Origin of the sequence: Modestobacter sp. SSW1-42 (assembly GCF_046635825.1) — a bacterium.
Taxonomy (GTDB): Bacteria; Actinomycetota; Actinomycetes; order Mycobacteriales; family Geodermatophilaceae; genus Modestobacter.
The window spans coordinates 834,327-860,131 of record NZ_JBISCA010000002.1 but is presented as its reverse complement, the minus strand read 5'-3'; the positions used below and the strand labels follow the sequence as shown (position 1 = coordinate 860,131).

Annotated in this window: 28 protein-coding genes, 1 pseudogene and 1 riboswitch; of the genes and pseudogenes, 18 read left to right on the top strand and 11 right to left on the bottom strand. The window is 75.7% G+C overall.

The genetic code is table 11. From position 1 onward, the window contains the following. Positions 1–635 precede the first annotated feature (635 nt). Entirely contained in the window at positions 636–1,013 is a 378-nt protein-coding gene (locus ACGBYP_RS09505; protein ID WP_411583372.1) for an FKBP-type peptidyl-prolyl cis-trans isomerase, read from the top strand. A 98-nt stretch (positions 1,014–1,111) separates the two neighbouring features. Here ACGBYP_RS09505 and ACGBYP_RS09500 read toward each other — a convergent pair whose 3' ends face one another. Next, positions 1,112–1,822 carry an SDR family oxidoreductase gene (locus tag ACGBYP_RS09500; RefSeq protein WP_411583370.1) on the bottom strand — a complete coding sequence of 237 codons (711 nt, stop codon included), beginning with the start codon at positions 1,820–1,822 and terminating at the stop codon, positions 1,112–1,114. 98 nt (positions 1,823–1,920) lie between these two features. Between ACGBYP_RS09500 and ACGBYP_RS09495 the strand changes: the two genes are divergently transcribed. The 3 genes from ACGBYP_RS09495 (at position 1,921) to ACGBYP_RS09485 (ending at position 4,128) form a co-directional block, all read left to right on the top strand. Beyond that, entirely contained in the window at positions 1,921–2,289 is a 369-nt protein-coding gene (locus ACGBYP_RS09495) for a MerR family transcriptional regulator (protein ID WP_411583368.1), read from the top strand. Positions 2,290–2,356: 67 nt separating this feature from the next. Continuing rightward, positions 2,357–3,406, top strand: coding sequence for a cation diffusion facilitator family transporter (locus tag ACGBYP_RS09490; RefSeq protein ID WP_411583366.1), 1,050 nt, complete (start codon positions 2,357–2,359; stop codon positions 3,404–3,406). 29 nt (positions 3,407–3,435) lie between these two features. After that, entirely contained in the window at positions 3,436–4,128 is a 693-nt protein-coding gene (locus ACGBYP_RS09485) for a DsbA family oxidoreductase (protein WP_411583364.1), read from the top strand. Here the strand turns inward: ACGBYP_RS09485 and ACGBYP_RS09480 are convergent. The 5 genes and pseudogenes from ACGBYP_RS09480 to ACGBYP_RS09460 form a co-directional block, all read right to left on the bottom strand. After that, positions 4,125–5,087 carry an NAD(P)H-dependent flavin oxidoreductase gene (locus ACGBYP_RS09480; protein WP_411583708.1) on the bottom strand — a complete coding sequence of 321 codons (963 nt, stop codon included), beginning with the start codon at positions 5,085–5,087 and terminating at the stop codon, positions 4,125–4,127. The genes ACGBYP_RS09485 and ACGBYP_RS09480 overlap by 4 nt on opposite strands. A 37-nt stretch (positions 5,088–5,124) precedes the next feature. Next, on the bottom strand, positions 5,125–5,463 hold the full coding sequence (locus ACGBYP_RS09475; protein ID WP_411583706.1) for an FBP domain-containing protein: 339 nt from the start codon (positions 5,461–5,463) through the stop codon (positions 5,125–5,127). A 77-nt stretch (positions 5,464–5,540) separates the two neighbouring features. Then, positions 5,541–5,591, bottom strand: a pseudogene (locus ACGBYP_RS09470) (hypothetical protein); the annotation flags it as partial. A gap of 186 nt (positions 5,592–5,777) precedes the next feature. After that, the gene (locus ACGBYP_RS09465; RefSeq protein WP_411583362.1) at positions 5,778–6,020 is read right to left on the bottom strand and encodes an acyl carrier protein; all 243 of its coding nucleotides are present in this window, start codon (positions 6,018–6,020) and stop codon (positions 5,778–5,780) included. Positions 6,021–6,123: 103 nt separating this feature from the next. Continuing rightward, positions 6,124–6,363, bottom strand: coding sequence for a hypothetical protein (locus tag ACGBYP_RS09460; RefSeq protein ID WP_411583360.1), 240 nt, complete (start codon positions 6,361–6,363; stop codon positions 6,124–6,126). 83 nt (positions 6,364–6,446) lie between these two features. On the opposite strand from ACGBYP_RS09460, the gene ACGBYP_RS09455 reads away from it, so the two are divergent. Then, entirely contained in the window at positions 6,447–6,938 is a 492-nt protein-coding gene (locus tag ACGBYP_RS09455) for an SRPBCC family protein (protein ID WP_411583358.1), read from the top strand. Between the two features lie 62 nt (positions 6,939–7,000). Here ACGBYP_RS09455 and ACGBYP_RS09450 read toward each other — a convergent pair whose 3' ends face one another. After that, entirely contained in the window at positions 7,001–8,170 is a 1,170-nt protein-coding gene (locus tag ACGBYP_RS09450) for an NADH:flavin oxidoreductase/NADH oxidase (RefSeq protein WP_411583356.1), read from the bottom strand. Positions 8,171–8,350: 180 nt separating this feature from the next. On the opposite strand from ACGBYP_RS09450, the gene ACGBYP_RS09445 reads away from it, so the two are divergent. The 6 genes from ACGBYP_RS09445 (at position 8,351) to ACGBYP_RS09420 (ending at position 15,244) form a co-directional block, all read left to right on the top strand. Then, the gene (locus ACGBYP_RS09445; protein WP_411583354.1) at positions 8,351–10,165 is read left to right on the top strand and encodes a phosphoenolpyruvate carboxykinase (GTP); all 1,815 of its coding nucleotides are present in this window, start codon (positions 8,351–8,353) and stop codon (positions 10,163–10,165) included. A 95-nt stretch (positions 10,166–10,260) separates the two neighbouring features. Next, the gene (locus ACGBYP_RS09440; protein ID WP_411583352.1) at positions 10,261–11,475 is read left to right on the top strand and encodes an MFS transporter; all 1,215 of its coding nucleotides are present in this window, start codon (positions 10,261–10,263) and stop codon (positions 11,473–11,475) included. Continuing rightward, positions 11,472–12,725 (top strand): alpha/beta fold hydrolase, encoded by a 1,254-nt coding sequence (locus ACGBYP_RS09435; protein WP_411583350.1) that lies wholly within the window; start codon positions 11,472–11,474, stop codon positions 12,723–12,725. The genes ACGBYP_RS09440 and ACGBYP_RS09435 overlap by 4 nt, the downstream gene beginning before the upstream one ends. After that, positions 12,722–13,384 (top strand): acVLRF1 family peptidyl-tRNA hydrolase, encoded by a 663-nt coding sequence (locus ACGBYP_RS09430; protein WP_411583348.1) that lies wholly within the window; start codon positions 12,722–12,724, stop codon positions 13,382–13,384. Before ACGBYP_RS09435 ends, ACGBYP_RS09430 begins: the two co-directional genes overlap by 4 nt. Before the next feature lie 142 nt (positions 13,385–13,526). Beyond that, positions 13,527–14,132, top strand: coding sequence for an alpha/beta hydrolase (locus ACGBYP_RS09425; protein WP_411583346.1), 606 nt, complete (start codon positions 13,527–13,529; stop codon positions 14,130–14,132). Between the two features lie 95 nt (positions 14,133–14,227). After that, positions 14,228–15,244 carry an SDR family oxidoreductase gene (locus tag ACGBYP_RS09420; RefSeq protein ID WP_411583344.1) on the top strand — a complete coding sequence of 339 codons (1,017 nt, stop codon included), beginning with the start codon at positions 14,228–14,230 and terminating at the stop codon, positions 15,242–15,244. A 54-nt stretch (positions 15,245–15,298) separates the two neighbouring features. Here ACGBYP_RS09420 and ACGBYP_RS09415 read toward each other — a convergent pair whose 3' ends face one another. Beyond that, positions 15,299–16,093 (bottom strand): YsnF/AvaK domain-containing protein, encoded by a 795-nt coding sequence (locus ACGBYP_RS09415; protein WP_411583342.1) that lies wholly within the window; start codon positions 16,091–16,093, stop codon positions 15,299–15,301. Between the two features lie 100 nt (positions 16,094–16,193). On the opposite strand from ACGBYP_RS09415, the gene ACGBYP_RS09410 reads away from it, so the two are divergent. Genes ACGBYP_RS09410 through ACGBYP_RS09400 form a run of 3 tightly spaced genes read left to right on the top strand, consistent with a single transcriptional unit; the run spans position 16,194 to position 19,501 of the window. Then, a complete protein-coding gene (locus tag ACGBYP_RS09410; protein WP_411583340.1) occupies positions 16,194–18,254 on the top strand; it encodes a HelD family protein in 2,061 nt (686 codons plus the stop codon). Between the two features lie 17 nt (positions 18,255–18,271). Next, a complete protein-coding gene (locus tag ACGBYP_RS09405) occupies positions 18,272–18,637 on the top strand; it encodes a YrdB family protein (protein ID WP_411583338.1) in 366 nt (121 codons plus the stop codon). A gap of 9 nt (positions 18,638–18,646) precedes the next feature. Further along, a complete protein-coding gene (locus ACGBYP_RS09400) occupies positions 18,647–19,501 on the top strand; it encodes a PPK2 family polyphosphate kinase (protein ID WP_411583336.1) in 855 nt (284 codons plus the stop codon). On the opposite strand, the gene ACGBYP_RS09395 is transcribed toward ACGBYP_RS09400, so the two are convergent. From ACGBYP_RS09395 to ACGBYP_RS09385, 3 genes are read right to left on the bottom strand one after another with little or no spacing between them, the layout of a single operon-like run. Then, complete coding sequence (locus tag ACGBYP_RS09395) at positions 19,491–20,327, bottom strand: YhjD/YihY/BrkB family envelope integrity protein (protein ID WP_411583334.1); 837 nt, start codon at positions 20,325–20,327, stop codon at positions 19,491–19,493. The genes ACGBYP_RS09400 and ACGBYP_RS09395 overlap by 11 nt on opposite strands. A gap of 47 nt (positions 20,328–20,374) precedes the next feature. Then, entirely contained in the window at positions 20,375–20,833 is a 459-nt protein-coding gene (locus ACGBYP_RS09390) for a GNAT family N-acetyltransferase (RefSeq protein ID WP_411583332.1), read from the bottom strand. 8 nt (positions 20,834–20,841) lie between these two features. Then, positions 20,842–21,381 carry a hypothetical protein gene (locus ACGBYP_RS09385; RefSeq protein WP_411583330.1) on the bottom strand — a complete coding sequence of 180 codons (540 nt, stop codon included), beginning with the start codon at positions 21,379–21,381 and terminating at the stop codon, positions 20,842–20,844. Positions 21,382–21,533: 152 nt separating this feature from the next. Further along, positions 21,534–21,704, top strand: a riboswitch (cyclic di-AMP (ydaO/yuaA leader). A 16-nt stretch (positions 21,705–21,720) separates the two neighbouring features. Here ACGBYP_RS09385 and ACGBYP_RS09380 point away from each other — a divergent pair. From ACGBYP_RS09380 to ACGBYP_RS09365, 4 genes are all read left to right on the top strand, one after another. Continuing rightward, positions 21,721–22,950, top strand: a complete 1,230-nt coding sequence (locus tag ACGBYP_RS09380; protein WP_411583328.1) for a C40 family peptidase — start codon at positions 21,721–21,723, stop codon at positions 22,948–22,950. Between the two features lie 135 nt (positions 22,951–23,085). Beyond that, positions 23,086–23,433, top strand: a complete 348-nt coding sequence (locus tag ACGBYP_RS09375) for a DUF3817 domain-containing protein (RefSeq protein WP_411583326.1) — start codon at positions 23,086–23,088, stop codon at positions 23,431–23,433. Between the two features lie 9 nt (positions 23,434–23,442). Continuing rightward, positions 23,443–24,771, top strand: coding sequence for a serine hydrolase domain-containing protein (locus ACGBYP_RS09370; protein ID WP_411583324.1), 1,329 nt, complete (start codon positions 23,443–23,445; stop codon positions 24,769–24,771). Between the two features lie 7 nt (positions 24,772–24,778). Then, positions 24,779–25,495 (top strand): aspartate/glutamate racemase family protein, encoded by a 717-nt coding sequence (locus tag ACGBYP_RS09365; RefSeq protein WP_411583322.1) that lies wholly within the window; start codon positions 24,779–24,781, stop codon positions 25,493–25,495. Positions 25,496–25,805 lie beyond the last annotated feature (310 nt).

Below are 25,805 nucleotides of genomic sequence, written 5' to 3'. Positions count from 1 at the left end.
TCGCCGAAGGCCGGGGCGTGGGAGACGGTGAAGTAGGTCTCCTCGCGGTAGCCGGCGCGCTCGAGCAGCAGCGGGAGCCGGGGCAGCCAGGAGGCTTCCCGGGTCGTCATCGCGTGCTCGACCGGGCCGGCCAGGGCGTCCCAGCCCTCGGCCAGGGTGACCCGGATGTCCTCGCCGATCGCCGGGTGCTTGGCGCCGATGAACGGGGCGTAGGCGTCGTTGTAGAACTGCAGGAAGTCCGGGCCCCAGGTCAGCACCATCGGGAACCGCGAGGCCAGCACGGTGCGGACGGCGAAGCGCAGGCCCTGCGGCCAGCCCTCGACCGGGCCGACCGCGGTCTGCGCCCAGTCGCGGGCGGCCATCAGCCTCCCGGCCTCTCCGCCGCCGGAGAACAGGTCGGCGGTGTGCGCGCCCGCAGGGAACTCGGGGGCCACGTCCACCTCCAGTCCGGGCGGCCCGGGCCGCGGACGGCGGCACGGCGCGGAGCGGGTCACCCGACCTGCTCCGGACGGAACTTACCGGTGCCCTCGCCTGCCCGTGCGGGAGGAGCCCGGTCGCCGTGCCGGGGCCGGGGCGGGTTGGATGGTGGGCAGTCCGCCGGGACCTCCCCGGCGCCCGATCCCCAGGAGCACCCCGTGGCAGAGCTGACCCGCCCCGACGTCGAGCCGCCCACCGGCCCGGCCCCCAGCGAGCTCGTGATCGAGGACCTGGTCGTGGGTGAGGGCCCCGAGGCCACCCCCGGCAGCCTGGTGAGCGCGCACTACGTCGGTGTGACCCACGACGGCGGCGAGCAGTTCGACGCCTCCTGGGACCGCGGCGACCCGCTGGAGTTCCGCCTGGGCGTCGGCATGGTCATCCAGGGCTGGGACGAGGGCATCGCCGGCATGAAGGTCGGCGGCCGCCGCCGGCTGACGATCCCCGCGCACAAGGCCTACGGCGAGCGCGGCGCCGGCGGCGTCATCAAGCCCGGCGCCACGCTGGTCTTCGTCGTCGACCTCGTCGGCGTCCGCTAGTCGAAGGACCCCGTTGCCCCCCACCGCTCGCAAGCTCGCGGCGGGCCCCTGCAACGGGGCCGCCCAGGCGCGGGCGGTGGGGGCAGCGGGGTCCTTCCTCAGGCCGAGACGCCCATCTGGCGGTAGAAGTCGCGCGGGTCGCCGGCCAGCGAGGCCTTGACGCCCCGGCTCCAGTCGTCGACCAGGACCTCCCAGTCACCGGCCTGGACGCCGTCCAGCGCCGTCCGGACGACGTCGGCGGCGTCGGTCTTGAAGCCGTCGTAGCCGGCCATCATGTCGGTGTCGGCGGCACCCAGCACCACGCCGGTGACCTGCGTTCCCTGCCCGATGAGCTCCAGCCGGACGCCGTTGGTCAGGTTCCACGCCGCCGCCTTGCCCGCGGCGTAGGCACCCGCGCCGTTGGTGGAGAACCAGGACAGCGCCGAGAGCACGTTGACGATCCCGCCGCCGCCGTTGCGGGCGAGCACGGGCGCGAACGCCCGGACGACGCCCAGCGTGCCGTAGAAGTGCGTGTCCATCTCCCGCCGGATGTCGGCCAGGTCGCCGGTGACCAGGTTCGCGCCGGTGGTGATGCCGGCGTTGTTGACCACCAGGGTCACGTCGCCGGCGGTCTCGGCGGCCGCCGCGACCGACTCCGGGTCGGTGATGTCCAGCGGCAGCACCTCGACCCCCGGGAGGTCGACGGCCCCGGGGCGGCGGGAGGTCGCGTAGACCTTCCTGGCGCCGCGCTCGAGCAGCTGCTGGGCGAACTGACGGCCCAGGCCGCGGTTCGCGCCGGTGACGAGGGCGACGGATCCGGTGATGTCCATGGTGGTGCTGCTCCTTGCGTTCGGGGTGTCCTCCCGTGGACGCTAGGACCTCACGTCGACGTCAGGGTCAAGTGTGAACCCGATCACCAGGAGGTCCGGTGCTGCGCATCGGTGAGGTCGCCGCCCGTGCCGGTGTGAGCGTGCGCGCGCTCCGCTACTACGAGGAGCAGGGGCTGCTGGAGGCCGAGCGCACCCCCAGCGGGCAGCGGCGGTACGCGGAGAGCGCCGTGGGCCGGGTCCGCTTCATCCAGCAGATGTACGCCGCGGGGCTGGGCAGCGCGGACGTGCTGGAGGTGCTGCCGTGCGTGCACACCGGGGTCGCCACCCCGGAGATGCTGGCCCGGCTGGCCGAGCAGCGCGACGGCATCGACCGGCAGATCGCCGAGCTGACCGCAGCCCGCGAGCGGCTGGCCGAGATCATCCGGATCGGCGAGCAGTACGTGCCCGAGGCCGCCGCCGCGTCCTGAGCGGTGTGGCGCAGTCCGCTCCGGGTGACGGGATTGTCGATCACCGGGCCGGGGCACCGGCCGGTGCATGACGCAACCGGCACCGGCGCGCGGGCACGCCCTCGTGGAGGAGGCCACCCAGCAGGGTGGCGGGGAGAAGGGTGGCGGGGAGAAGGGCGGCGGGGAGAAGGGCGGCGGTGAGTCCACCGGCACGGTGATCGTGGCCGGGGCGGCCAACCTGGCCATCGCGGTCGCCAAGCTGGTCGGCGGCCTGATCAGCCACTCTTCGGCGATGATGAGCGAGGCGGCGCACTCGTTCGCCGACACCATCACCGAGGTGCTGCTGTTCATCGCGCTCAAGCGCGGCAACAAGGCCCCCGATCCCCGGCACCCGTTCGGCTACGGCCGGGCCACCTACTTCTGGGCGTTCCTCGCCGCGCTGTGCACCTTCGGCGTCGGCGCCATGTTCTCGATCTGGCAGGGCGTCGAGACCATCCGCAAGGGCGAGGAGGCCGGCTCGCCGACCATCTCCTACGTCGTGCTGGCGGTCTCGTTCGTGCTGGAGGGCAGCTCGCTGCTCAAGGCGGTCCGGCAGGTGCGCGGGGAGGCGCGGCAGCGGGGGATCAGCCCGCGGCAGTACCTGCGGACGACCACCGACACCACGGTCAAGGCGGTGACCTTCGAGGACAGCGCCGCGCTGGTCGGCCTGGTGCTGGCCGCCCTCGGGCTGTTCCTCGAGCAGGTGACCGGTGACCCGCTGTGGGACGGCATCTGCGCCATCCTCATCGGCCTGCTGCTCGTCCTGGTCGCCGGCTCCCTCGCCCGGGCCAACGTCTCGCTGCTGATCGGCCAGGCGGTGCCCGGCACCACCCAGCAGGACCTGAAGGCCGAGCTGGCCGCGATGGACGTGGTCGACGACGTCCCGTTCCTGCTGACCACGGTGATCGGCCCCGGCCAGCTGCTGGTCGCGGCCAAGGTCGACTTCTCCGACCGGGCCACGGTGGCCGACATCGAGCGCGCCTCCGACGAGGCCGAGCGCCGGCTGGTCGCGAAGCACTCGGGCGTGAAGTACGTCTTCCTCGACCCGACGCCCGGTGACGGGCGGGCGCAGGTGCGGGCGCCGGAGGCCGGGGAATGAGCTGACCCCGCGCGCGGTTCGGTCGGTTCATGCAGGTCGAGGTGTGGTCCGACGTCGTGTGCCCGTGGTGCTACATCGGCAAGCGGAAGCTGGAGACGGCGCTCTCCCGCTTCCCGCACGCCGACCAGGTCGAGGTCGTCTGGCGGTCGTTCCAGCTCGACCCGAGCATCCCGGAGGGCCACACCGAGCCCACCCTGCCGGCGCTGGCCGCCAAGTACGGCAGCACCGTGGAGCAGATGGCCGGCCAGATGAAGCGGGTCGAGGACATCGCCGCTGGTGAGGGGCTGGACTACCACCTCGCGGAGGGCGTCAGCGGCAACACCCTGCGCGCGCACGAGCTCATCCACCTCGCCGCCGGGCACGGCCTGGGCGGGGCGATGAAGGAGCGGTTGCTGCACGCCCACTTCGAGGAGCAGCGCTCGGTGTTCGACGTCGACGCGCTGGTCGCGCTCGCCGTCGAGGTCGGCCTCGACAAGTCCGAGGTGCGCGCCGCGCTGGCCGACCGCCGGTTCCTGCCCGCCGTCCGCGAGGACATCGACACCGCCCGGGCCCTCGGCGCGACCGGCGTCCCGTTCTTCGTCGTCGACCGCACCTACGGCGCCGCCGGTGCGCAGCCGGCCGAGACCCTGCTGCAGCTGCTCGAGCGCGCCTGGTCCGACAGCCACCCGCTGGTCACCGTCCCCGCCGCCGACGGGTGTGACGACGGCAGCTGCGCCGTCTAACGCACCATGCGGGCGGCGCGCTGCAGGGCCGTCTCGGCGTCGGCCACCAGCGTGCGGACGACGTCGGTGGCCGACCGCTCGGCGGTGAGGAGACCGACGGACTCCCCGGCGTAGACCGGCGCGTGCTCCAGGTCGCCCTCGGCGCGAGCGCGGCGCACCTGGTCTGCGGCCGCCGTGTCGCCGCGCAGCTCGTCCTCCCGGCCGTGCCAGGTCTCGGTGAACGCGTTGACCAGTGCGCGCCCGGGCCAGCGCGCCGGCCAGGCCAGCCCCTGGGCGATGTCGAAGGCGCTGGTGAGCACGGTCTCGTCGCCGCCCGCGGCGCGCAGCCGCGCCCGGACGGCCGGGGTGTTGGTCGCCTCGGGGCAGGCGAGCAGCGGGGTGCCGATCCAGCCGCCCGCGGCGCCGGCGACCAGGACGGCGGCCAACCCCGCGCCGGTGGCGACCCCGCCGGCGGCGAGCACCGGCCGGTCGGTCGCGGCCAGGACCTCCTGCAGCAGCGGCAGCAGCGCGCGCCGGCCGGTGTGCCCGCCGGCCTCGGTGCCCTGGGCGACGACCACGTCGGCTCCGGCGGCATGCGCCCGGTCCAGGTCGGCCAGGGAGTTGACCGCGGTGGCGACCGCGATCCCGGCGTCGTGCAGCGGGCCCACGTACGGGCCGGGGTCGCCGAAGGAGACCGAGACCAGCACCGGCTCGGTGGCGATGGCGGCGGCCAGCAGTTCCGGACGCCGCTCCAGCACCCAAGCCATCAGCCCGACGCCGTGCGAGACGTCGGCCTCCGCGGGCAGCCGACCCTGCGCGACGACCCAGTCCGGGTCGGTGTCCGCCCCGACGCCGATCATCCCCAGCCCGCCGCCCAGGCCGACCGCGCGGGCCAGTTCGCCACCGGCCGCCCCCGCCATCGGAGCGCCGAACACGGGCGCGTCGAGGTCGAACCAGCGGGTGAGGGCGGTCGTGATCACCGGGCCATCGTGCCCCGCGCCGGACGGGGCAGCGCGGTCAGCGGCGGAGCACGTCGGCGGCGAACCCGCGCAGCCGCCGGCGCAGGCCCTCGGCCTGCTCGGCGACGGCGAGCAGCTGCAGCTCCTCGGGCAGCGACAGCGCCGACGGCGGCACGGCGAGCACCCGGTGCGCGCAGTCGAGGTCGGCGCAGACGTAGGTGCCCACGGTGTTGCCGTTGCGCCCGGCCTCGCCCACCCGTCGCGCGGTGAACAGCGAGATCCGGTCGGCCGGCTGCACCGTGTGGCACAGCAGGCACATGGCGCCTCGGCGGCTCGACATCCTCGAGTCGGCGGCGCGCACGGCGAGGCCGACAACGGCGTCGTCGGCCTCGAACACGAGGTATAGCCGCGCAGCTCGGCCCTCGGGTCGCGCCAGCCCAGCACGTCCAGCGACGCCCAGTCGAGCTCGTCCAGCCCCGGTGGCGGGGTGAGGGTGGTGGCCTCGCTACGGGAGCAGTTGACCATCGAGCGGCGCAGGGCCGCCTCGGTGAGGGGGCGCACGGTGGGACTCCGGTGGTGCGTCGGGCACGGGCGGCCGACGACGCTACGTGCCCCGCCCCGGACGGCGCGACCGGTGTCCCGCGGGGTCGAGGGCTGCCCCCACCCGTGAGCAGCCCTCGACCGTGGCGCGGGTGTCCTCCCGACCGCGGCTCAGCTGGTGGCCGGGCCGCCGGCCTCGGTGCCGGCCAGCTCGCGCAGCAGGTCGTGGGCCCGCTGGGCGCGCTGGGAGTCCTGCTCCATCACCTCGCGGAAGAACGAGGCGACGTCGTCCAGGCCGGCGTTCTCGGCGTCCCGGACGTACTGGCCGTAGTCGTGCCCGGCCTTGAGCGAGTGGTACTGGACGGAGATCAGGTCGAACGTGACGTCGGCGAAGCCGGTCTCACCGGTGGCCATAGGTCCTCCTCACGACGGTGCGCCGCCGGGCCGTGGCTGGGCCCGGACGCGTGTGCCCGGTCACGTTCCCGGCGGCGGTGGGTCGGAAACGGACCGGTCCGTCTCAGGTCTGGTCGGCGGTCGGCGCCTCGCCGACGGCGCCGGCGAACGACCCGCCGGTGACGTCGCCGCCGCCGGCCTCGTCGGCCTCGGTCTGGGAGCTGGCCAGCTCGTCCTCGCCGGTGGCGACCTCGTCGTCCTCGGTCGAGGCCAGGTCCTCACCCTCGCCGAGCGCGCCGGGGTCGGCCTGCAGGGTGCGGGGGTCGTTCAGCGGGTCCGGGGTGTCGGGGTCGGTGACGGTCATGCGCGCACGTTGCCCGCCCGGACCCCTGGTGAACCGCGTCGCCGACGGCCACGCTGGTGCCCCCGGCAGAGGAGGACGGCGCGATGACGGACGACGGGCGGACGGGCGAGGTCGACGTACTGGCCGAGGGGGTGCGGCTGCGGTTCCGGCGCCGGTGGCCGCACCCGGTCGACGACGTCTGGGCCGCGCTCACGGAACCCGACCGGCTGGCCCGGTGGATCGGCACCTACGACGGGGTGCGGGAGCCCGGCGGCGCCGGCACCTTCACCATGACGCACGAGGACGGGGCGGCGGGGGAGCCGCTGCGGGTGGTCGCGTGCGCCGCCCCGGTCCGGCTGGTGGTCGAGTGGGACACCGAGGGCGGCTGGCGGGTCGAGCTGGACCTCGACGGCGACGGTGGTGGCGCCGTGCTCACCTTCACCCAGCTCTTCGCCCCCGGCACCGACGTCGTGGACTACGCCCTGGGCTGGCACTGGTACCTGGACAAGCTGGACGCCGAGGTCACCGGCGGGCCGCCGCCGCCGGCCTGGGACGCCTTCCTGGCCGCCACCGGCCCGGCCTACGGGCGGGGCTGAGCCGCCCGTCCGACCGTCCCGCCGCGGCGCGGCGCGGCGCGGCGGGACGGTCGGGCAGGTGGTCAGGCCTGCGCGGCGGGCTGCTCGACGCGGACCGGGTCCGGACCGGTCCACGGGCCCAGTCGCCGGAGGAGCCGGTCGCGGGAGGCCAGCCGCGGGCCGGCCTGCACGGGGTAGGTGTCGTAGCCGCCGGTCAGCGCCCGCGCCGCGTGGACGGCGAAGTTCGGGTCGTCCTGGGCCTCGCGGGCGACGGCGACCAGGTCGGCCTGCCCGGTGGCGAGCACCGCCTCGGCCTGCTCGGCGTCGACCACGAGCCCGACGGCCATGGTCGGGATGCCGGCCTGCGCGCGGATCGCCGCGGCGAAGGGCACCTGGTACCCGTAGCCGATCGGGTGCTCCCAGCCCGCGCCGATGCCGCCGCCGGAGACGTCGATCGCGTCCACGCCCAGCGCCTTCAGCTCCCGGGCGAAGGCGACGGTGTCCTCCAGCGTCGTCCCCTCCGTGGTGGCGTCGACGGCGGAGACGCGGACGACCAGCGGCAGGTCCTCCGGCCACACCGCGCGGACGGCGGCGACGACCTCCAGCGGGAAGCGCATCCGGTTCTGCAGCGAGCCGCCGTACTCGTCGTCGCGGCGGTTGGTGAGCGGGGAGAGGAACTGGTTGAGCAGGTAGCCGTGCGCGGCGTGCACCTCGACCACCCGGAACCCGGCGGTGAGCGCGCGCTGCGCGGCGGCGACGAAGGCCGCGCGGACGCCGGCCATCTCCGCGACGGTGAGCGGGTGGGGTGCGGTCCAGCCCTCGCCCATCGGCACGGCGCTGGGGGCGACCGGGGTCCACGGCTCGTCGCCGGGCCGGGCGTTCTCCGGGGTCACCTGACCGGAGCCGTCCCAGGGGCGCAGCGTGTTGGCCTTGCCGCCGGCGTGGGCCAGCTGGACGGCCGGCACGCTGCCGTGCGCGGTCAGGAAGGCCGCCACCCGGGCCAGGCCCGGGACCTGCGCGTCGTCCCACAGGCCGACGTCCCCGGGGCTGATCCGCCCGTCGGCGGTGACGCCGGTCGCCTCGACCATCACCAGGCCGAAGCCGCCGAGGGCGAAGCGCCCGAGGTGCACCAGGTGGTAGTCGCCGACGACCCCGTCGGTGACGCAGTACTGGCACATCGGGGCGACCGCGAGGCGGTTGGGGAGGGTGACCCCGCGCAGGGTCAGGGGCTGGAGCAGGGAGGGAGCGGTCACGCCCCGGTCAACGGGCCGGTGCGGGCCCGGCTTCCCCGGGCGACCTGCGTCACATTCCGGCAAGACGTCCTAGACGTACGCCTGCGCGTCGGTAGATTGACGCGATCCCCCGACCGCAGCGTGGCGGCCGGGGGACCCACCCGCCGGTGCCCGTCGCGCTGCCGCTCCCGAGGAGACGCCGTGATCCCCGCTCCCACCGCCCCCGTCACCCCCACCGCCCACGCCCGGCTGAACGCCTGGGTCGAGGAGGTGGCCGCGCTGACCACGCCGGACCAGGTGGTCTGGGTCGACGGCAGCGACGAGGAGTGGGACCGGCTCACCACGCGCCTCGTCGACGCCGGCACCTTCACCCGGCTGACGGCCCGGCCGAACTCCTTCTCCTGCAACTCCGACCCCCGCGACGTCGCCCGGGTCGAGGACCGCACGTTCATCTGCTCGGTCGAGGAGTCCGACGCCGGGCCCACCAACAACTGGCGGGAGCCGGGCGAGATGAAGGCGGTGATGACCGAGCTGTACCGGGGCTGCATGCGCGGCCGGACGATGTACGTCATCCCGTTCTGCATGGGGCCGGTCGAGGCGGCCGACCCGATGTTCGGCGTCGAGATCACCGACTCCGAGTACGTCGTGGTCTCCATGCGGGTCATGGCCCGGATCGGCAGCGCCGTGCTGGCCGCGATGGGCACCGACCGTCCGTTCGTCCCGGCGCTGCACTCCCTCGGCGCGCCGCTGGAGCCGGGCCAGGCCGACGTCCCGTGGCCGTGCAGCGACACCAAGTACATCGTGCAGTTCCCCGAGGAGCGGGCCATCTGGTCCTACGGCTCCGGGTACGGCGGCAACGCCCTGCTGGGCAAGAAGTGCTACTCGCTGCGCATCGCCTCGGTCATGGCCCGCGACGAGGGGTGGCTGGCCGAGCACATGCTGATCCTCAAGCTCACCAACCCGGAGGGCCGTACCCACTACGTCGCCGCGGCCTTCCCCAGCGCCTGCGGCAAGACGAACCTGGCCATGCTCGAGCCGACGATCCCGGGCTGGGAGGTGCAGACCCTCGGTGACGACATCGCCTGGATGCGCTTCGGCGAGGACGGCCGGCTCTACGCCCTCAACCCCGAGCACGGCCTGTTCGGCGTGGCCCCGGGCACCGGCTGGGACACCAACCCCAACGCCATGCGCACCATCGAGCACGGCAACTCGGTCTTCACCAACGTCGCCCGCACCGACGACGGTGACGTCTGGTGGGAGGGGATGACCGCGGAGCCCCCCGCCCATCTCACCGACTGGCGCGGCCGGGACTGGACGCCGGACTCCGGCGAGCTGTCCAGCCACCCGAACAGCCGGTTCTGCACGCCGATCACCCAGTGTCCGGTGCTGGCGCCGGAGTACGACGACCCGCGGGGCGTGCCGATCTCGGCGATCCTGTTCGGCGGCCGCCGGAAGACGACGGTCCCGCTGGTCACCGAGGCCCGGGACTGGAACCACGGCGTCTTCATGGGCGCCACGCTGTCGTCGGAGACCACGGCGGCGGCCACCGGCGAGGTCGGCGTCGTCCGCCGCGACCCCTTCGCGATGCTGCCCTTCATCGGCTACCACGCCGGCGACTACGTGGGCCACTGGGTCGAGACCGGCAAGGCGCACGACGCCGCCCGGCTGCCGCGCGTCTTCTACGTCAACTGGTTCCGCCGGGACGCCGACGGCGGGTTCCTGTGGCCCGGCTTCGGCGAGAACAGCCGGGTGCTCAAGTGGGTCGTCGGGCGGCTCGAGGGCTCGGCCGCGGCCGAGGAGACCCCGATCGGGCACGTGCCCACCCCCGACTCCCTCGACGTCTCCGGCCTGCAGCTGGGCCGCGAGCAGGTCGAGCAGGCGCTGGCGGTGGACCCGGAGGAGTGGCGCGCCGAGCTGCCGCAGATCGCCGAGTGGTTCGCCACCTTCGGCGACAAGCTCCCCAGCGTCATGTCCGACGAGCTGGAGACGCTGCGCAGCCGGCTCGGCGCGGGCTGACCGGCGTCGCGTGACCCGCCGTTCGCCCCGCGGGTCACAGATCGTTCGGTTAGCGTGACGAGGCGTCCATCCTGCTGACGGAGGCCAGTCCGCTCGTGCCCAACCCGTACCTGCACGTGCTGCGGACGCCGCACGCCCTGCCCATGGTGCTGGCGGCCTTCATCGGCCGGCTGCCGCTGTCGATGGTGGGCCTGGGCAGCGTCCTCCTGGTGCAGTCCGAGACCGGGTCCTACGGGCTGGGCGGCTCGGTGGCCGCCGCGGGGGCCGTCGCGACGGCGATCTCCGGTCCGGTGATCGGGCGGATGGCCGACACCCACGCCCAGCGACGGGTGCTGCTGTCGGTGCTGGTGGTCTTCGTGCTGGCCGGCACCGGGTTCCTGGTGGCGGTCAAGGAGGACTGGCCGCTGTGGACGGTGTTCGCCACCGCCGCGGTCACGGGGGCGAGCCTGCCGCCGGTCTCCTCGATGATCCGGGTGCGCTGGACCCACCTGCTGCGCGGCACGCCCCGGCTGCCCACCGCGCTGGCCATGGAGTCGGTGGTCGACGAGTTCGTCTTCATCGTCGGCCCAGTCCTGGTCACCTTCCTGGCGACCACCGGGCACACGACCTCCGGCGTCGTCACCGCCTTCACGCTGGCCGCCGTCGGGACCCTGCTGTTCGTCGCCCAGCGGCGCACCGAGCCCCCGCCGGTCGAGCGCGAGCACCGCCGGGGCCCCTCGGCGATGCGCGTGCAGGGGCTGCGAGTGCTGTTCGTCGTCGGCGCCGCGGTCGGCGCCATCCTCGGCACGCTGGAGATCTCACTGGTCGCCTTCGCCGACGAGGTCGGCGCGCGCTCGCTGTCCGGCCTGCTCATCGCCGGTCTCGCCGCGGGGTCGATGGCCGCGGGCATCGGCTGGGGCACCGTGCACTGGCAGGTGCCGCTGCGGCACCGGCTGGTCGCCGTCCTGACCCTGCTCACCCTGCTGACCGTGCCGCTGCTGTTCGCCGGCAGCTACTGGCTGATGCTGCCGCTGGTCGTCGTCGCCGGGGTCGCGGTCTCCCCGGCGCTGATCAGCGCGTTCACCCTGGCCGAGGTGCTGGTGCCGCGGACCGCGGTCACCGAGGCGTTCACCTGGATCGGCACCGCCCTGGCCCTCGGGGTCGCCGTCGGCGCCTCGGCCGCCGGGAAGATCGTCGACGCCGTCGGGGCGAACGCCAGCTTCGCCGTCGCCACGGTCGCCGCGGGGGTGGCCGCCGTCGCGGTCGCCCTGGGGCAGCGGGTGCTGCACGTCCCGGCCGAGCACGCGGCCACCCCCGCGCTGGCCCGGTGACCACCTACGAGGTGCCCGGCGCCGTCGTCCGGGAGCACGAGGTCACGGTGCCGCTGCACTGGGCCGACCCGGACGCCGGCACGATCACCGTCTTCGCCCGCGAGCTGGTCGCCCGCGACCGCCGGGACGACGACCTGCCGCTGCTGCTGTTCCTGCAGGGCGGCCCGGGCGGGAAGTCGCCCCGGCCCACCCGCGGCGGCTGGGTCGCCCGGGCGCTGCGCGACTTCCGGGTCGTGCTGCTCGACCAGCGCGGCACCGGCCGCAGCACCCGCGTCACCGGCCGGTCGATCAGCCGGTTCGCCGACCCCGCCGCCGCGGCCCGGCACCTGCTGGCCTTCCGCGCCGACTCGATCGTCGCCGACGCCGAGCACCTGCGGCGGACGGTCTACGGCGGCCGGCGCTGGACGACGTTGGGCCAGAGCTACGGCGGGTTCGTGACGATGACCTACCTGTCGCAGGCCCCCGAGGGGCTGGAGCGGTGCCTGGTCACCGGCGGGCTGCCCGGGCTGCACGCCGACGCCCGGGAGGTCTACCGGCGCACCTGGCCGCGGGTGGCCGAGAAGACGCGCCGGTTCCACGCGCGGTACCCCGACGACGCGGTCCGGCTCGCGGCGGTGGCCGACCGGCTGGACGCCGCCCCGGTGATGCTGCCCGACGGCGACCGGCTGACCGTGCGACGGCTGCAGACCCTCGGCCACGCCCTCGGCACCCAGTCCGGGGCCGAGGAGCTGCACTGGCTGGTCGACGAGGCCCTCGACGACGACGGGGAGCCGGCCGACGGGTTCCTCGACGAGGTCGCCCGCCGCACCTCGTACTGGGACGGCCCGCTGTACGTCGCGCTGCACGAGAGCATCTACGCGAGCGGTCCCGGCGCGACGGCCTGGGCGGCCGAGGCCGAGCGGACGCCGGAGTTCGACGGGGGAGTCCGGCCGCTGCCGTTCACCGGCGAGATGGTCTTCCCCTGGATGTTCGACGAGATCGCGTCGCTGCGGGCGTTCGGCCCCGCCGCCCGGGCACTGGCCGAGGTCGAGCACTTCCCCGCCCTCCACGACCCGGCGCGGCTGGCCGCCAACGACGTCCCGGTCGACGCCGCGGTCTACTTCGACGACATGTACGTCGACGCCGGCCTGTCGCTGGAGACGGCGGCGGCGGTGGGCAACGTGCGCGCCTGGGTCACCAACGAGTTCGAGCACGACGGGTTGCGCACCGGCGACGTCCTGGACCGGCTGCTGACCCTGCGCGACCGGTGACCCGCCCCCGGCCCGCCCCCGGCGGGGGGCGCGTGCTCTCCGTCGTCCCGGAGCGGCTGGGCCGGTGGTTGGACGGCGTGGCCGACCGGCACGGCGCCCTCGACGTCCGGGTGGACGGCGAGGAGCTGCTGCTCACCTGCGCCGACACCACCACGGTGCGGCTGACCGCGCCCTACGGCTGGACGCCCGGCCCGGTGCCGCTGACCGCGTTCACCGCCGCCGCCCGGGCTCCCCGGCGGACCGCCGTGCTGCTGGTCCGGCGCGGGCGGTGGGCGGTGGGGGTGTTCGACGGACCCGAGCTGGTGGTGTCCAAGGTCGACGCCCGGCAGGTGCAGGGGCGCACCGCGGCCGGCGGCTGGTCGCAGCAGCGGTTCGCCCGCCGGCGGGGCAACCAGACCGACGCCGTCGTCAGCCACGCCGCGGACACCGCCGCCCGGGTGCTGCTGCCGCACGCCGCCGAGCTGGTCGCCCTCGCGCCCGGCGGCGACCGCGGGCTGGTCGCCGAGGTGCTCACCGACCCGCGGCTGCGCCCGCTCGCCGTCCTGCGCCAACTGCCCGCCCTGGACGTCGGCGAGCCCACCAAGGCGGTGCTGCTGGGGACACCGCAGCAGTTCCGCGCCGTCCGCGTGCACATCGTGGAGCCCGCCGACCGCGCCTGATGGAGTCCCAGCGCTCGGTCCCTGCAGCGCTGGGACTCCATCAGCTGGGTAGGGGGCAGGCATGTCCACCTCCCGCGCGGCGGACGGCCGCCTCGACAGCCGCCCCCTCGACGTCCCGACCGGGGCCCCGCCCGGACCTGGGGTGACCCGGCTCGACCTCGGCCCCGGCGCCGAGGCGCTGCTCGCCGTCCCGCCCGGCGACCCGGGACCCCGACCGCTGCTGGTCTTCTTCCACGGCGCCGGCGGCTCGGCCGCCGACGGGCTGCAGGCCGTCGGCGACCTGGCCACCGCCCGCGGGGCGCTGGTGCTGGCGCCCACCTCGGCCGCCGCCACCTGGGACCTCATCGCCGGCGGGCTGGGCCGTGACGTCGCCGTCCTGGACGCGGCGCTGGGCGCGGTGTTCGCCCGCTGCGCGGTCAGCCGGGTCGCCCTCGGCGGGTTCTCCGACGGGGCCTCCTACGCGCTGAGCCTCGGTGTGGCCAACGGCGACCTGGCCGACTCCGTGCTGGCCTTCTCACCGGGCTTCGTCGCCGCGCCGGGCCGCTTCGGGCGCGCGCACTTCTGGATCGGCCACGGCACCGACGACCGCGTGCTCCCGGTCGCCCGCTGCGGCCGCCGGGTGGCCACCCAGCTGCGCCAGGACGGGTACGACGTCGCCTGGACCGAGTTCGACGGCGGCCACGTGGTCACCCCGGACCTGGTGACCGGGGCGCTGGACTGGTGGCTGGGCGCGCCCACGCCCGGCTGATGTGTCGCCCGCCGCGCGCCAGGGCAGCCAGAGGACCGGCGCCCAGTCCCGGCGCCCCGCCGCCGGCCCGGCCGGCGAGCCACCGGGAGCTGCCCGTGTCCGTCCCCCTCCGCCCGCTCGACCAGCAGGTCGTCGTCATCACCGGTGCCTCCAGCGGCATCGGGCTCGTCACCGCCCGGCGCGCCGCGCAGCGGGGCGCCGCCGTGGTCGTCGCCGCCCGCAACGCCGAGGCCCTCGACCAGCTCGCCGAGGAGATCCGCGCCGCCGGTGGGCGCGCGCTGCCGGTGGTGGCCGACGTCGGCCGCCAGGAGGACGTCGCCCGGATCGCCGCGGCCGCCCTCGCCGAGTTCGGCCGCTTCGACACCTGGGTGAACAACGCCGGCGTCTCGATCTTCGGCGAGATCCCGCAGGTCTCGATCGAGGACATGCACCGGGTGTTCGACACCGTCTACTGGGGCGTCGTCTACGGCTGCCTGCAGGCTGTCGAGCACTACCGGGCCCGCGGCGGGGCCGGGGCGATCGTCAACGTCGGCAGCCTCTTCGGTGACCGGTCGACCCCGATCCAGTCGACCTACGCCAGCGCCAAGCACGCGGTGCACGGCTTCACCGACGCGCTGCGCGTCGAGCTCGCGCACGAGGAGGACCCGATCTCGGTGACGCTCGTGCACCCCGGGCGGATCGACACCCCGTACAACGAGCACGCCCAGGCCTACACCGAGGCGCAGCCCGCGCACCGCGGGATGGTCTACCCGCCCGAGGCGGTGGCCGACGCCGTCCTGGGGGCCGCCGAGCACCCCGTCCGCGACGTCTACGTGGGCTCGCAGGCGAAGGTCGTGCAGCTGGCCGGTGCCCTGCTCCCGCGCACCGTCGACGCGATCATGTCCTGGTACATGTGGCCCACCCAGCTCGACCTCGACCGGCGGGCCGTCCCGCGCGAGGACAGCGCCCTCTGGCACGCCGGGTACGGCGGGCAGGAGCGCGGGTCGCACGTGGGCTGGCACCGGAAGGGCAGCTGGACCGTCGCCGCGACCATCCACCCGGTGCGTGCCCTGGTCGGCGGAGCGGCGACCGCGGCCGTGGGGCTGCTCACGCCGCGGCTGCTCCGCCGCTGACACACCGACCCCGGGGCCCGGCTCACGCCGGGCCCCGGAGCGGCCCGCCTCGGTTCAGACGGTGTCGGAGGTGGTCAGCTCGATCTGCTCGCGGCGCACCTGGCCGGTGACGGCGGTGTCCTCGGTGACCCACGAGGTGGCCAGCCGCACCCGCTCGACCGGGACGCGCTCCAGCGTCACCCGGGGCTCCTCGGTGTAGAGGGTCACCCAGCCGGTGCTGCTGGTGGTGCGCTCGCCGGTCGTGCCGGCCCCGACGGTGTCGTGCCCGACGGCGGGTGTGGACACGGGCAGGTGCTCGACCCGGGCGCGCTGCCGGGTCACCGTCACCGGGACCATGACCTCCTCGGTGAACTCCTCGATCCGCAGGACGGCGCGGGTCCAGGGCTCGACGACCGTGTCGACCCGCAGCTGCTCCTCGGAGCGGGTCATCGCGCCGTCGTCCGACGTCCGGCCGGACGTCGCGCGGTCGCCGAGCCCGGTGTGCTCCGGCGAGGTGTCGTCCAGCGCGCCGGAGCGGCCGGCCGAGGCGCTGCGGTAGTGCTCGCGCAGCGTGGTCTCCTCGGCCGGGGAGAGCCGGTCGGGCCGGGCGATCCGGGGCGCGGAGCTGACCGCGTCGGCCGACACGGTCAGCTGCAGGCGCCCGTCGGTGAGCCGGCTGCCGGTGACCGGCGCGATCACCGGCACCTCGTCGGTCTGTGGGGCGGCGTGCTGACCGCTGGTCAGGCCCACCCACGTGGGCTCGCCGGTCACGTCGTCGAGGAAGACCGTGGTGATCGTGCCCACCGGCCTGCCGTTCAGGTCGTCTGCACTGGCCCCGATGACGGGGGGCGGAGTCGGGTCACTGGCCATGCCTGTGGATGATCCAGAAACGCGCTCTTTACACATCCCGGGCGCGTCGCCGGCTCGCCGCTCGACGTCCCCCGGTGGGCGCGCGTAGCGTCCTCCGACCGTGTCTCCTCCCGCCGCGCCCGAGACCACCGCCCCCGACCCCGTCCTCACCGCCGAGCGCCGGCACCTCTCCCGGGCGGCCGACTGCCTGGCCCGGATGCGCACCGCCGCGGTCTCGGTGACCGACGCCGGCGTCGACGCCTGGGCCTCCGAGCGGCTCGGCGCCGCCCGCGCGCAGCGGCTGCTGTCCCTGGCCGCCGACCCCGGCGTGCCGGTGTTCTTCGGCCGCACCGACGGCACCGCCGAGGCCGGGCCGGACGGCGCCCCGGAGACCTTCCACATCGGCCGCCGACACGTCCGCGACGCCGCCGGCGACCCGGTGGTCATCGACTGGCGGGCGCCGATGAGCCGGCCGTTCTACCAGGCCAGCGCCGCCGACCCCCAGGGCGTGGCCCGCCGCCGCCGGTTCGGCTTCGCGGCCGGCGAGCTCACCAGCTACGAGGACGAGCGGCTGGCCGAGGGGGAATCCGGGACCGGGGAGCTGCTGCGGGCCGAGATCGAGCGCCCGCGCAGCGGCCCGATGCGCGACATCGTCGCCACCATCCAGCCCGACCAGGACGACATCGTCCGGGCACCGCTGACCGAGTCGATCTGCGTCCAGGGCGCCCCGGGCACCGGCAAGACCGCCGTCGGGCTGCACCGCGCGGCGTACCTGCTCTACACGCACGGCGACCAGCTGGCCCGCACCGGCGTGCTCGTCGTCGGCCCCAACCGGGCGTTCCTGCGCTACATCGAGCAGGTGCTCCCGGCGCTCGGGGAGGTCGCGGTCGACCAGGCCACCGTCGCCGACCTGACCGCCCGGGTGACCGTCCGCGCCCAGGACCGGCCGGACGTCGCCGTCCTCAAGGGCGACCCGCGGATGGCCGAGGTGCTGCGCCGGGCGCTGTGGAGCGGCATCAGCAAGCCCATCGACTCGGTGCAGGTGACCCTGTCCGGGAAGAAGTACCGGATCGGCGAGGAGCGGCTCAAGCGGTTCGTCGACGACCTGCGGCGGGCCGGCACCAGCGGCGTCGACGCCGACCGGCTGGTGCACTACGCCGCCGGCCGGGAGCGGCTGGCGATGTCGCTGGCCGAGTACGCCCGCCGGCTCAAGGAGGCCGGCGGCGGCAGCCCGTCGGACGCCGAGACCCGCCGGTGCGCCCGCAGCGCCGAGGTGCGCGCGTTCTGCGACGCGGTCTGGCCGGCCGTGGACGCCGCCGGGCTGGTCGCGGCGCTGCTCACCGACCCCGCGCTGCTGGCCCGGGCCGCGCGCGGGGTGCTCACCGAGGAGGAGCAGGCGCTGCTGGTGTGGTCCACCGCGCCGCGCTCGGCGAGGAGCGCCCGCTGGACCCTCGCCGACGCCGTCCTGGTCGACGAGGTCGCCGGGATGCTGGAGCGCACCCCCGGCTACGGGCACGTGATGGTCGACGAGGCGCAGGACCTCTCGCCGATGGAGTGCCGTGCGGTGGCCCGCCGGCTGGGCGCCGGGTCGCTGACCGTGCTGGGCGATCTCGCGCAGGCCACCAGCCCGTGGTCGGCCGAGAGCTGGGCGCAGACGCTCGTCGCGCTGGGCCGGCCGGAGACCTCGGTGCGCCCGCTCACCCGCGGCTACCGGGTGCCCGGCGAGGTGCTCGACCTGGCCAACCGGCTGCTGCCCACGATCGCGCCGGGGCTGGGCGCGGCCACCGCCGTCCGCCGGGACCCCGGTGCGCTGCAGCTGCGGCCGGTCCCGACGGTCGCCGGGACGCTGGCCGCGGTGGTGGCGGAGCTGGCGGCGACCGAGGGGTCGACCGGCGTCGTCTGCGCCGACACCGCGGTCCCCGACGTGGTCGCGGTGCTGGCCGCGGCCGGGCTGGACGTCGCCGCGCTGGCCGACGACGGCACCGAGCCGGCCCGGGTGGCGGTCGTGCCGGCGACGCTGGTCAAGGGGCTGGAGTTCGACCACGTCGTGGTGGTCGAGCCCGCCGCGATCGTGTCCGCCGAACCGCGCGGGCTGCACCGGCTCTACGTCGTCCTCACCCGGGCGGTGAGCAGCCTCGTCGTCCTGCACGCCGAGCCGCTGCCCACCGAGCTGGCCGGCTGAGCCGGGCGGCGGCCACCGTGCGGACCGGGCTGGCGTGGGCCGACGCCGCGCTGGCGTTCGTCCTGGAGCTGGTCGCCCTCGCGGTGCTCGCGCGGGCCGGGCACCGGCTGGGCGGTGGAGGTCTCCCCGGTGTCGCGCCGGCGGTCGCGCTGCCCGTGGTGGCGGCGGTGCTGTGGGCCCGGTTCGCCGCACCCCGGGCCGGCCGGACGTCGACGGGCCGCCGGCTGGCCGTGCAGCTGCTCGTGCTCGGCGGCGCCGCGGTGCTGCTCGGCCTGCAGGGCGCTCCGGGCTGGGCAGGCCTGCTCGGCGGCGTGGTGGTGCTCAACCTGGTCGCCGCCGCCCTGCTCCCGTCCGTGCACGCTCCGCCGGAGCGGCGTCCCTAGGCTCCGTGCATGGCCCCCTCCCTGCGCGAGACGCTGCGTGCCCCCGCTGCCCCGGTCCGGCTGCGCGGGGTCGACCCGCGCTCGACCCCGCTGGTCCCCGGGGACAAGGAGCACACCCGCGAGGTGGCCGCGGCCGAGGGCCGCCGGCTGGCCGAGCTGCAGGAGCGGCTCTACGCCGAGGGGGTCACCGGCGGGCGGCGGCGGGTGCTGCTCGTGCTCCAGGGCATGGACACCAGCGGCAAGGGCGGTGTCGTCCGGCACGTCGTCGGCGCCGTGCAGCCGCAGGGCGTGTCGGTCACCGGCTTCGGCCGGCCGACTCCCGAGGAGCTGCGGCACGGGTTCCTGTGGCGGGTGCGGCGCGCCGTCCCCGGGCCCGGCAAGCTCGGCGTGTTCGACCGCTCGCACTACGAGGACGTGCTGGCCGGCCGGGTGCGGGAGCTGGCGCCGATGCCGGTCATCGAGCGCCGGTACCGCGAGATCGTGCGGTTCGAGCAGCAGCTGGCCGACGACGGCGTGACCCTGGTGAAGGTGCTGCTGCACATCTCGGCGTGGGAGCAGAAGCAGCGGCTGCTCGCCCGGCTCGACGACTCGGCCAAGCGCTGGAAGTTCGACCCCTCCGACCTCGACGACCGCGCCCTGTGGCCGGACTACCAGCGCGCGTACGAGACGGCGCTGGAGCGCACCGGCACCGACACCGCGCCCTGGTACGTCGTCCCGGCCGACCGCAAGTGGTACCGCAACTGGGCGGTGGGCCGGCTGCTGCTGGAGACGCTCACCGAGCTCGACCCGCGGCTGCCCGAGCCCACCTACGACGTCGCCGAGCAGCGCGACCGGCTGATCGAGGAGCACCCGGTCAGCGACTGAGCGCGGGCGCCCCCCGGCGCAGCCGCTCGTCGACCGCCTCGGTGAACAGCCACCCGGCGATCAGCACGAACTGCAGCATGAACAGCCAGAAGCCGACGGCGACCACCCCGCCGACGACGGTGAGCCCGCCGAAGGGGGCGCCGAGGTCCAGCGGCAGGGCCAGGAACAGCACGAACCCCTGCAGGAACCCTGAGAGCGAGCCCGCGGTGAACAGCGCGCCGACCACCACCGCCCGCCACCGCAGCCGGCCGGCCGCGACGACCCGGAACACCCAGATCAGCGGCAGGGTGAGGGCGAACAGCACGGAGTAGTAGCCGGCCGCGAAGCCACCCAGCCCGGCCGCGAAGCCGGGGGTCTCGGCCAACCGGGCCAGCAGCCGCCCCACCAGCAGCAACGGGTAGAGCAGCAGCGGCGCCAGCACCAGCAGCGGCAGCGACGCCAGCCGGCCGCGCCAGGCGGTGAACCGGTCGTGCGCCGGGCTGAAGCGGAGCAGCGCCCGGCGCACCCCCTCGCCGTAGAGCGAGATCGGCAGCAGGGTCAGCAGCGCCCCGACCACGCTGAGCCCGGTGCCCGCCTCGGCCAGCCGGGCGACCGCGGCGGGGGCGCCCAGCTCGGCCGGCAGCACCGACGCCAGCCGCCCGGTGAGGGTGCGCACCTGGTCGGCACCGGCCACCCAGCTGGTCAGGCCCAGGGACAGCACCAGCGCCGGGACGACGGCGATCCCGGCGTAGAAGGTGAGCCCGGCGGCGATCAGCGCGGTGTCGCGGCCGCGCAGCCGGTCGCGCATGGTGGCCAGCAGGCCGCGTGCCTCTCTCGCCACCTGCACGCGCCCATGTGACCAGGTCCGGCCCGGTCGCGCCCGGGCGGGGTCGGTCAGGTCAGCGACCGGGCGAAGAAGAGCGATCCCGCGGCGTCCTCGCCGAGGTAGTGGCCGAAGGCGCCGACCGGGGTGTAGCCGGCCGCCGTGTACAGCCCGATGGCCTCCGGCTGCCGGGGCCCGGTCTCCAGGCGCAGCGTGGTCCAGCCGCGGGCCAGCGCCTCGGCCTCCAGCCCGGCCAGGACCAGCCGGGACACCCCGCGCCCCCGGGCCGCCGGGACGACGTACATCCGCTTGACCTCGGCGGCGCCGGGCTCCAGCGCCCGCAGCGCCCCGCAGCCCAGCGGCGTCCCGTCGTCGTCGCGGGCGACGAGGACGACGGCGACGTCGTCGGCCGAGGGCGGGACGCCGGGCTCGCCCTTGCCGTCGTAGCGGGCCCGCCGCTCGTCCTGCTGGGCGGTGGTCAGCTGCTGCACGACCGGGTCGTCCCAGGCGGCGGGGGAGAGGCTCGGCACGTCCCCGATCATGGCGGTCCGGGCTGCACCTGCTGCAGCAGCCCCCAGACGAACTGCGCCCGCGCTCCGGGCAGGTGCACCTCCCAGCGGGTGGGCACGCGGGGGTCGACGACCTGCGCGCCGGGCAGTCCGGCCACGTCACCGACCACGTGCGCCCACACCCGCAGGTCCCCGGGCGCCGCGGGCGGCACCGGGGAGCCGGGTGCGCGCACCAGTTGCCCGTCCAGGACCGGGCCGCCGCGGACGGTGACCACCTCCCAGCGCAGGTGCGGCCACAGCGGCAGCGGCCACCGGCGGACGTCGAGGACCGCGTCGCCGGAGCGGCGCTCCTCACACTCCTCGGGCGGACCGAGGACGGCGGCGTACCGCGACACGCCGTGCGGCCCGTTCGCCGAGTGCTGCAGCGACTGCCAGCGGCGGTGCGCCTCGCGGGCCTCGGCACGGTCCGCGGACAGCCGCGGCAGGGCGTCGATGACCAGGTCAGGCCGCAGATCTGCCATCCGGCGGAGCAGCACGAGACAGAACTCCCGCCGTCCCAGGCCGCGCATCCGGCGAGCCTGTCACGCTTGGTGAGCGTGTCCTGGCACACGCCAGGAGTTTCTGCACAAATTGCGCCCGACCGTTTGTCATCTCCCGGTCACACGCTTACGGTGGGCGACGGTCCGGACGGGCACCTCAGCCCCCTCCCGGGGAGCGACCGCCTGGACCGCCGCCGAACCACAGCGGCCCGTGCAGCACGGCGGGCCAGTGGACCGGGGACCCACCGCAGCACTGGGGTGAAGCTCCTCGCGACCCGTACGGGCCGCGTGGTGCCGGGCGTCTTCCCGCCCGAACCCGTCAGCTAACTCGGTAGGCGGCGAGTGGAAGAAAGGAAACACCCGCCTCACATGGCGAGTTCGCTCAACTCTGCGCGCCGTCGGTCCACGACCGCCGTCCTGATCTCGCTGGCCGCCGCCGGCGTCGTCTCCCTCACCTCCCTTCCCGCGTCGGCCGCTCCCGAAACGCCGGCGAACTCGCAGGAGGCCGCGGCCCTCATCGCCGCCCGTGGCAACGACCTCGAGGTCGTCACCGAGCAGTTCCACGCCGCCACCGACGCACTGACGGCGCAGCAGCAGGCCGCCGCACAGGCAGCCGCCGCCGTCGTCGACGCCGACGCAGCCGTGGGCACCGCGCGCGAGAAGGTCACCGAGGTGGCCCGCAGCGCCTACACCGGTGACCGGCTGGACACCCTGCAGGCCATGCTGACCAGCACCTCCGCCGACGAGATGATCGACCGCGTCGGCACGCTGGACACCATCGCCGACCACAACAACGAGGTCCTGGGGGCAGCCGAGCAGGCGACCCAGACGGCCGCCCAGGCCAAGGCCACCGCCGACCAGGCCGCCGCCGCCGCCCAGGCGCAGGTCGAGCAGGTCGCCCGCCAGCAGGCCGACCTCGAGGCGCAGATCGCCGCCTACCAGGCCGACTTCGAGCGGCTGACCGCCGAGGAGCAGGAGCGGGCCCGCCGGCTCGCCGAGGAGCAGGCCGCAGCAGCCGCCGCGGCCGCCCGCGCGCAGCAGGCCGCCGCCGAGGCCGCTGCCGCCGAGCAGGCCGCCGCAGCCAGCTCCAGCGCCTCGAGCGCACCGGCCGAGCGCCGGACCCCGGCTGCCTCCCGTGCCACCCGGTCCGCCACCGAGCCGGCCCCGGCCCCGGTGCCGGCCGCTGCCTCCGCCCCTGCCGCGGCGCCCGCCCCGGTCGCGGCTGCGGCGCCCGCCGGCGGCGGCAGTGGTTCCGGCCAGGCTGCCGTCGCCACCGCGATGGCCCAGCGCGGCAAGCCCTACGTGTGGGGCGGGAACGGTCCCGGCTCCTTCGACTGCTCCGGCCTGGTGAAGTACGCCTACGCCGCCGCCGGGGTCAGCCTCCCGCGCAGCAGCAGCCAGCAGGCGACGGTCGGCCGCGCGGTCTCCCGCGGCGACCTGCAGCCCGGCGACCTGATCGCCTTCGGCAGCCCCGTCTACCACATCGGCATCTACATCGGGAACGGGCAGATGGTGCACGCCCCGACGAGCGGTGACGTGGTGAAGGTCGCCCCCATCGACGCGGTGGGCGCCATCACCGCCATGCGCCGCGTCGGCTGACGCAGATCGCACGACCCCGGTGCCCCGGCCGCCACACGGCGTCCGGGGCACCGGTGCGTCCGGGGTGGGCCGGTCCGGGCACACAGGGAGCCCGGGCAGGATGAGCGCCACCGACCGCACGACCCGAGGAGCTCCGTGCCCGCCGTACTGACCGATCCGCGCACCGTCGCCCGCGCCTTCCGCGTCGTCGCGGTCGCCGAGGCCGTGACCTGGGTGCTCCTGCTGGCCGGGATGTTCGTCAAGTGGGTGCTCCGGACCTCCGAGGTGGGCGTCCAGCTGGCCGGCCCGGTGCACGGCGCGGTCTTCGTGGTCTACGTCGCGGTCACCCTGCTGGCCTGGCGGGTGCTGCGCTGGTCGCCGGGCACGGCGTTCCTGGCGCTGCTGGCCTCGATCCCGCCGCTGTGCACGGTCTGGTTCGAGCGGTGGGCGCAGCGCACCGGCCGGCTGCCCGTGGGGGAGACCGCACCCACCCCGGCTGGCTAGCCTCCGGGCATGGTCGAACCGGTGCTCCCGTCCACCGCCCGTGCCCTGCTGGCCCGCACCGCCCGGGTGCAGCGCGAGGGCCGGGCGCCCAGCCTGGTGGCCGGCGTCGTCCGGGACGGCGGGCTGGCCTGGTCGACCGGGCGCGGCGACGTCGCCGAGCCGCACGACGACGTGCAGTACCGGCTCGGCTCGATCAGCAAGACGGTCACCGCGCTGGTGGTCATGCGGCTGCGTGACGAGGGGCGGCTGGGCCTCGACGACCGGCTCGAGCAGCACCTCCCCGGCACCCCGCTCGGCGAGCGCACCGTGGGCCAGCTGCTGTCGCACCTGACCGGGGCCGGGTCCGAGAGCCCCGGCGGCTGGTGGGAGCGGGTCCCCGGCGGTCCGCTGGAGGACCTCCGGCTGGGCGCGGACGACGTCGTGCTGGGTGCCGCCCGGCGGTTCCACTACTCCAACCTCGGCTACGGCCTGCTCGGTGAGCTCGTCGCCCGGCACCGGCGGCGCCCGTGGGAGGACGTCGTCCGGGACGAGGTGCTGCTCCCCCTGGGCATGACCCGCACCACGCCCCGGCCCAGCGGCCGCGCGGCGGCGGGGTCCGCGGTGCACCCGTGGGCCGACGTGGTCCTGCCCGAGCCCGAGCACGACGCCGGGGTGATGGCCGCGGCCGGGCAGCTGTGGGCGACGCTGGCCGACCTCGCCCGGTTGGGCGCCTTCCTGATCGGCGACACCGGCGACGTGCTGTCGGCGGCGACGCTGGAGGAGATGACGGTGCCCGCGGGCGTCGACTCCTCGGCCGCCGGCTGGTCGGCCTACGGGCTGGGCCTGCAGGTGCTGCGGGTCGACGGGCACGTCCTGGTCGGGCACGGCGGGTCGATGCCCGGGTTCCTGGCCGGGGTGTTCGTCGACCGGCTCGAGCAGGCCGGCGCGGTGACGCTGGCCAACACCACCAGCGGGCTCGACCCGCTGGTGCCCGGGCTGCTGGCCGACCTGCGCGCCGCCGAGCCCCGCGTGGTCGACGCCTGGACGCCGTCGGAGCCGGCGGTGCCGCTGGACCTGCTCGGCGTCTGGTTCTGGGGGCCGGCGCCGCACGTGCTGCGCGCGCAGGCCGGCGGGCTGCTGCACCTGGGGCCGCTGCCCGGACGGGCCGGGCGGGCGAGCCGGTTCGCCCCGCGCCCCGACGGCACCTGGGTCGGCCTGGACGGCTACTACGCCGGCGAGACGCTCCGGATCGCCCCCGACCACCTCGACCTGGCCACTTTCGTCTTCACCCGCACCCCCTACGACCCCGAGGCGCCGGTACCGGGAGGGGTGGACGAGCGGGGCTGGCAGCCGCTGTGATGGCCCCATGACGGTGCCGATGCAGGTGATCGGGATGCTCGGCGGGATGAGCTGGGAGTCCAGCGCCCAGTACTACCGGCTGGTCAACGAGCTGGTGCGGGAACGGCTCGGCGGCCTGCACTCGGCCCGGTGCGTCCTCGCCTCGCTGGACTTCGCCGAGGTCGAGCGGCTGCAGGTCGCCGGGGAGTGGGCGCAGGCCGGCGACCTGCTCGCCGGGGCGGCGCGCGGACTGGAGTCCGCCGGCGCGGAGCTCCTGCTGATCTGCACGAACACCATGCACAAGGTCGCCGACCAGGTGCAGGCCGCCGTCGGCATCCCGCTGCTGCACCTGGCCGACGCCACCGCGGAGGCGGTGACCGCAGCGGGCCTCGACACGGTCGGGCTGCTGGGCACCGCGTTCACGATGGAGCAGGACTTCTACCGCGACCGGCTGGCCGGGCACGGGTTGCGGGTGCTCGTCCCGCCGGCCGAGGACCGGGCCCTGGTGCACCGGGTCATCTACGACGAGCTGTGTCTCGGCGTCGTCCGGGAGGAGTCGCGGGAGGCCTACCGCGGGGTCGTCCGGCGGCTCGTCGACGCCGGTGCGCACGGCGTGGTGCTGGGCTGCACCGAGATCGAGCTGCTCATCGGCGAGGCCGACAGCCCGGTCCCGGTCTTCCCCACCACCCGGTTGCACGTCGAGGCGGCGGTCACCGCCGCGCTGGACGGTCAGCCGGCGGGGTAGAGGCCCCCGCCGGTAGCTCTCGCCGTGGGAGCGCTCCAGCATCTCCAGCGAGGCGTCGGGGCGCTCCTGCCGCTGGGCGATCTGCGGCCGGGTCGGCACGTCGCCGGCGTCCCAGGTCGCGGGGGCCCACAGCTGGGACCGCATGAAGGCCTTGGCGCAGTGGTGGAACACCGACTCGAGCTCGACGACCAGCGCGAGCAGCGGGCGGTTGCCGCAGACGACCTCGGCCTCGGTCGTGATCTCGTCCACGCCGTCGGTCTGGCCGCTCATGGAGTCCCAGCGCGCCGGAAACGCACCTCTGGGACTCCAT

Bases quoted from the DNA above. Each gene is read 5' to 3' on its own strand.
- ACGBYP_RS09500 (WP_411583370.1), bottom strand. From the start codon at position 1,822: ATGGACATCACCGGATCCGTCGCCCTCGTCACCGGCGCGAACCGCGGC.
- ACGBYP_RS09490 (WP_411583366.1), top strand. From the start codon at position 2,357: ATGACGCAACCGGCACCGGCGCGCGGGCACGCCCTCGTGGAGGAGGCC.
- ACGBYP_RS09485 (WP_411583364.1), top strand. From the start codon at position 3,436: ATGCAGGTCGAGGTGTGGTCCGACGTCGTGTGCCCGTGGTGCTACATC.
- ACGBYP_RS09465 (WP_411583362.1), bottom strand. From the start codon at position 6,020: ATGGCCACCGGTGAGACCGGCTTCGCCGACGTCACGTTCGACCTGATC.
- ACGBYP_RS09460 (WP_411583360.1), bottom strand. From the start codon at position 6,363: ATGACCGTCACCGACCCCGACACCCCGGACCCGCTGAACGACCCCCGC.
- ACGBYP_RS09455 (WP_411583358.1), top strand. From the start codon at position 6,447: ATGACGGACGACGGGCGGACGGGCGAGGTCGACGTACTGGCCGAGGGG.
- ACGBYP_RS09415 (WP_411583342.1), bottom strand. From the start codon at position 16,093: ATGGCCAGTGACCCGACTCCGCCCCCCGTCATCGGGGCCAGTGCAGAC.
- ACGBYP_RS09400 (WP_411583336.1), top strand. From the start codon at position 18,647: ATGGCCCCCTCCCTGCGCGAGACGCTGCGTGCCCCCGCTGCCCCGGTC.
- ACGBYP_RS09385 (WP_411583330.1), bottom strand. From the start codon at position 21,381: ATGCGCGGCCTGGGACGGCGGGAGTTCTGTCTCGTGCTGCTCCGCCGG.
- ACGBYP_RS09380 (WP_411583328.1), top strand. From the start codon at position 21,721: ATGGCGAGTTCGCTCAACTCTGCGCGCCGTCGGTCCACGACCGCCGTC.
- ACGBYP_RS09370 (WP_411583324.1), top strand. From the start codon at position 23,443: ATGGTCGAACCGGTGCTCCCGTCCACCGCCCGTGCCCTGCTGGCCCGC.
- ACGBYP_RS09365 (WP_411583322.1), top strand. From the start codon at position 24,779: ATGACGGTGCCGATGCAGGTGATCGGGATGCTCGGCGGGATGAGCTGG.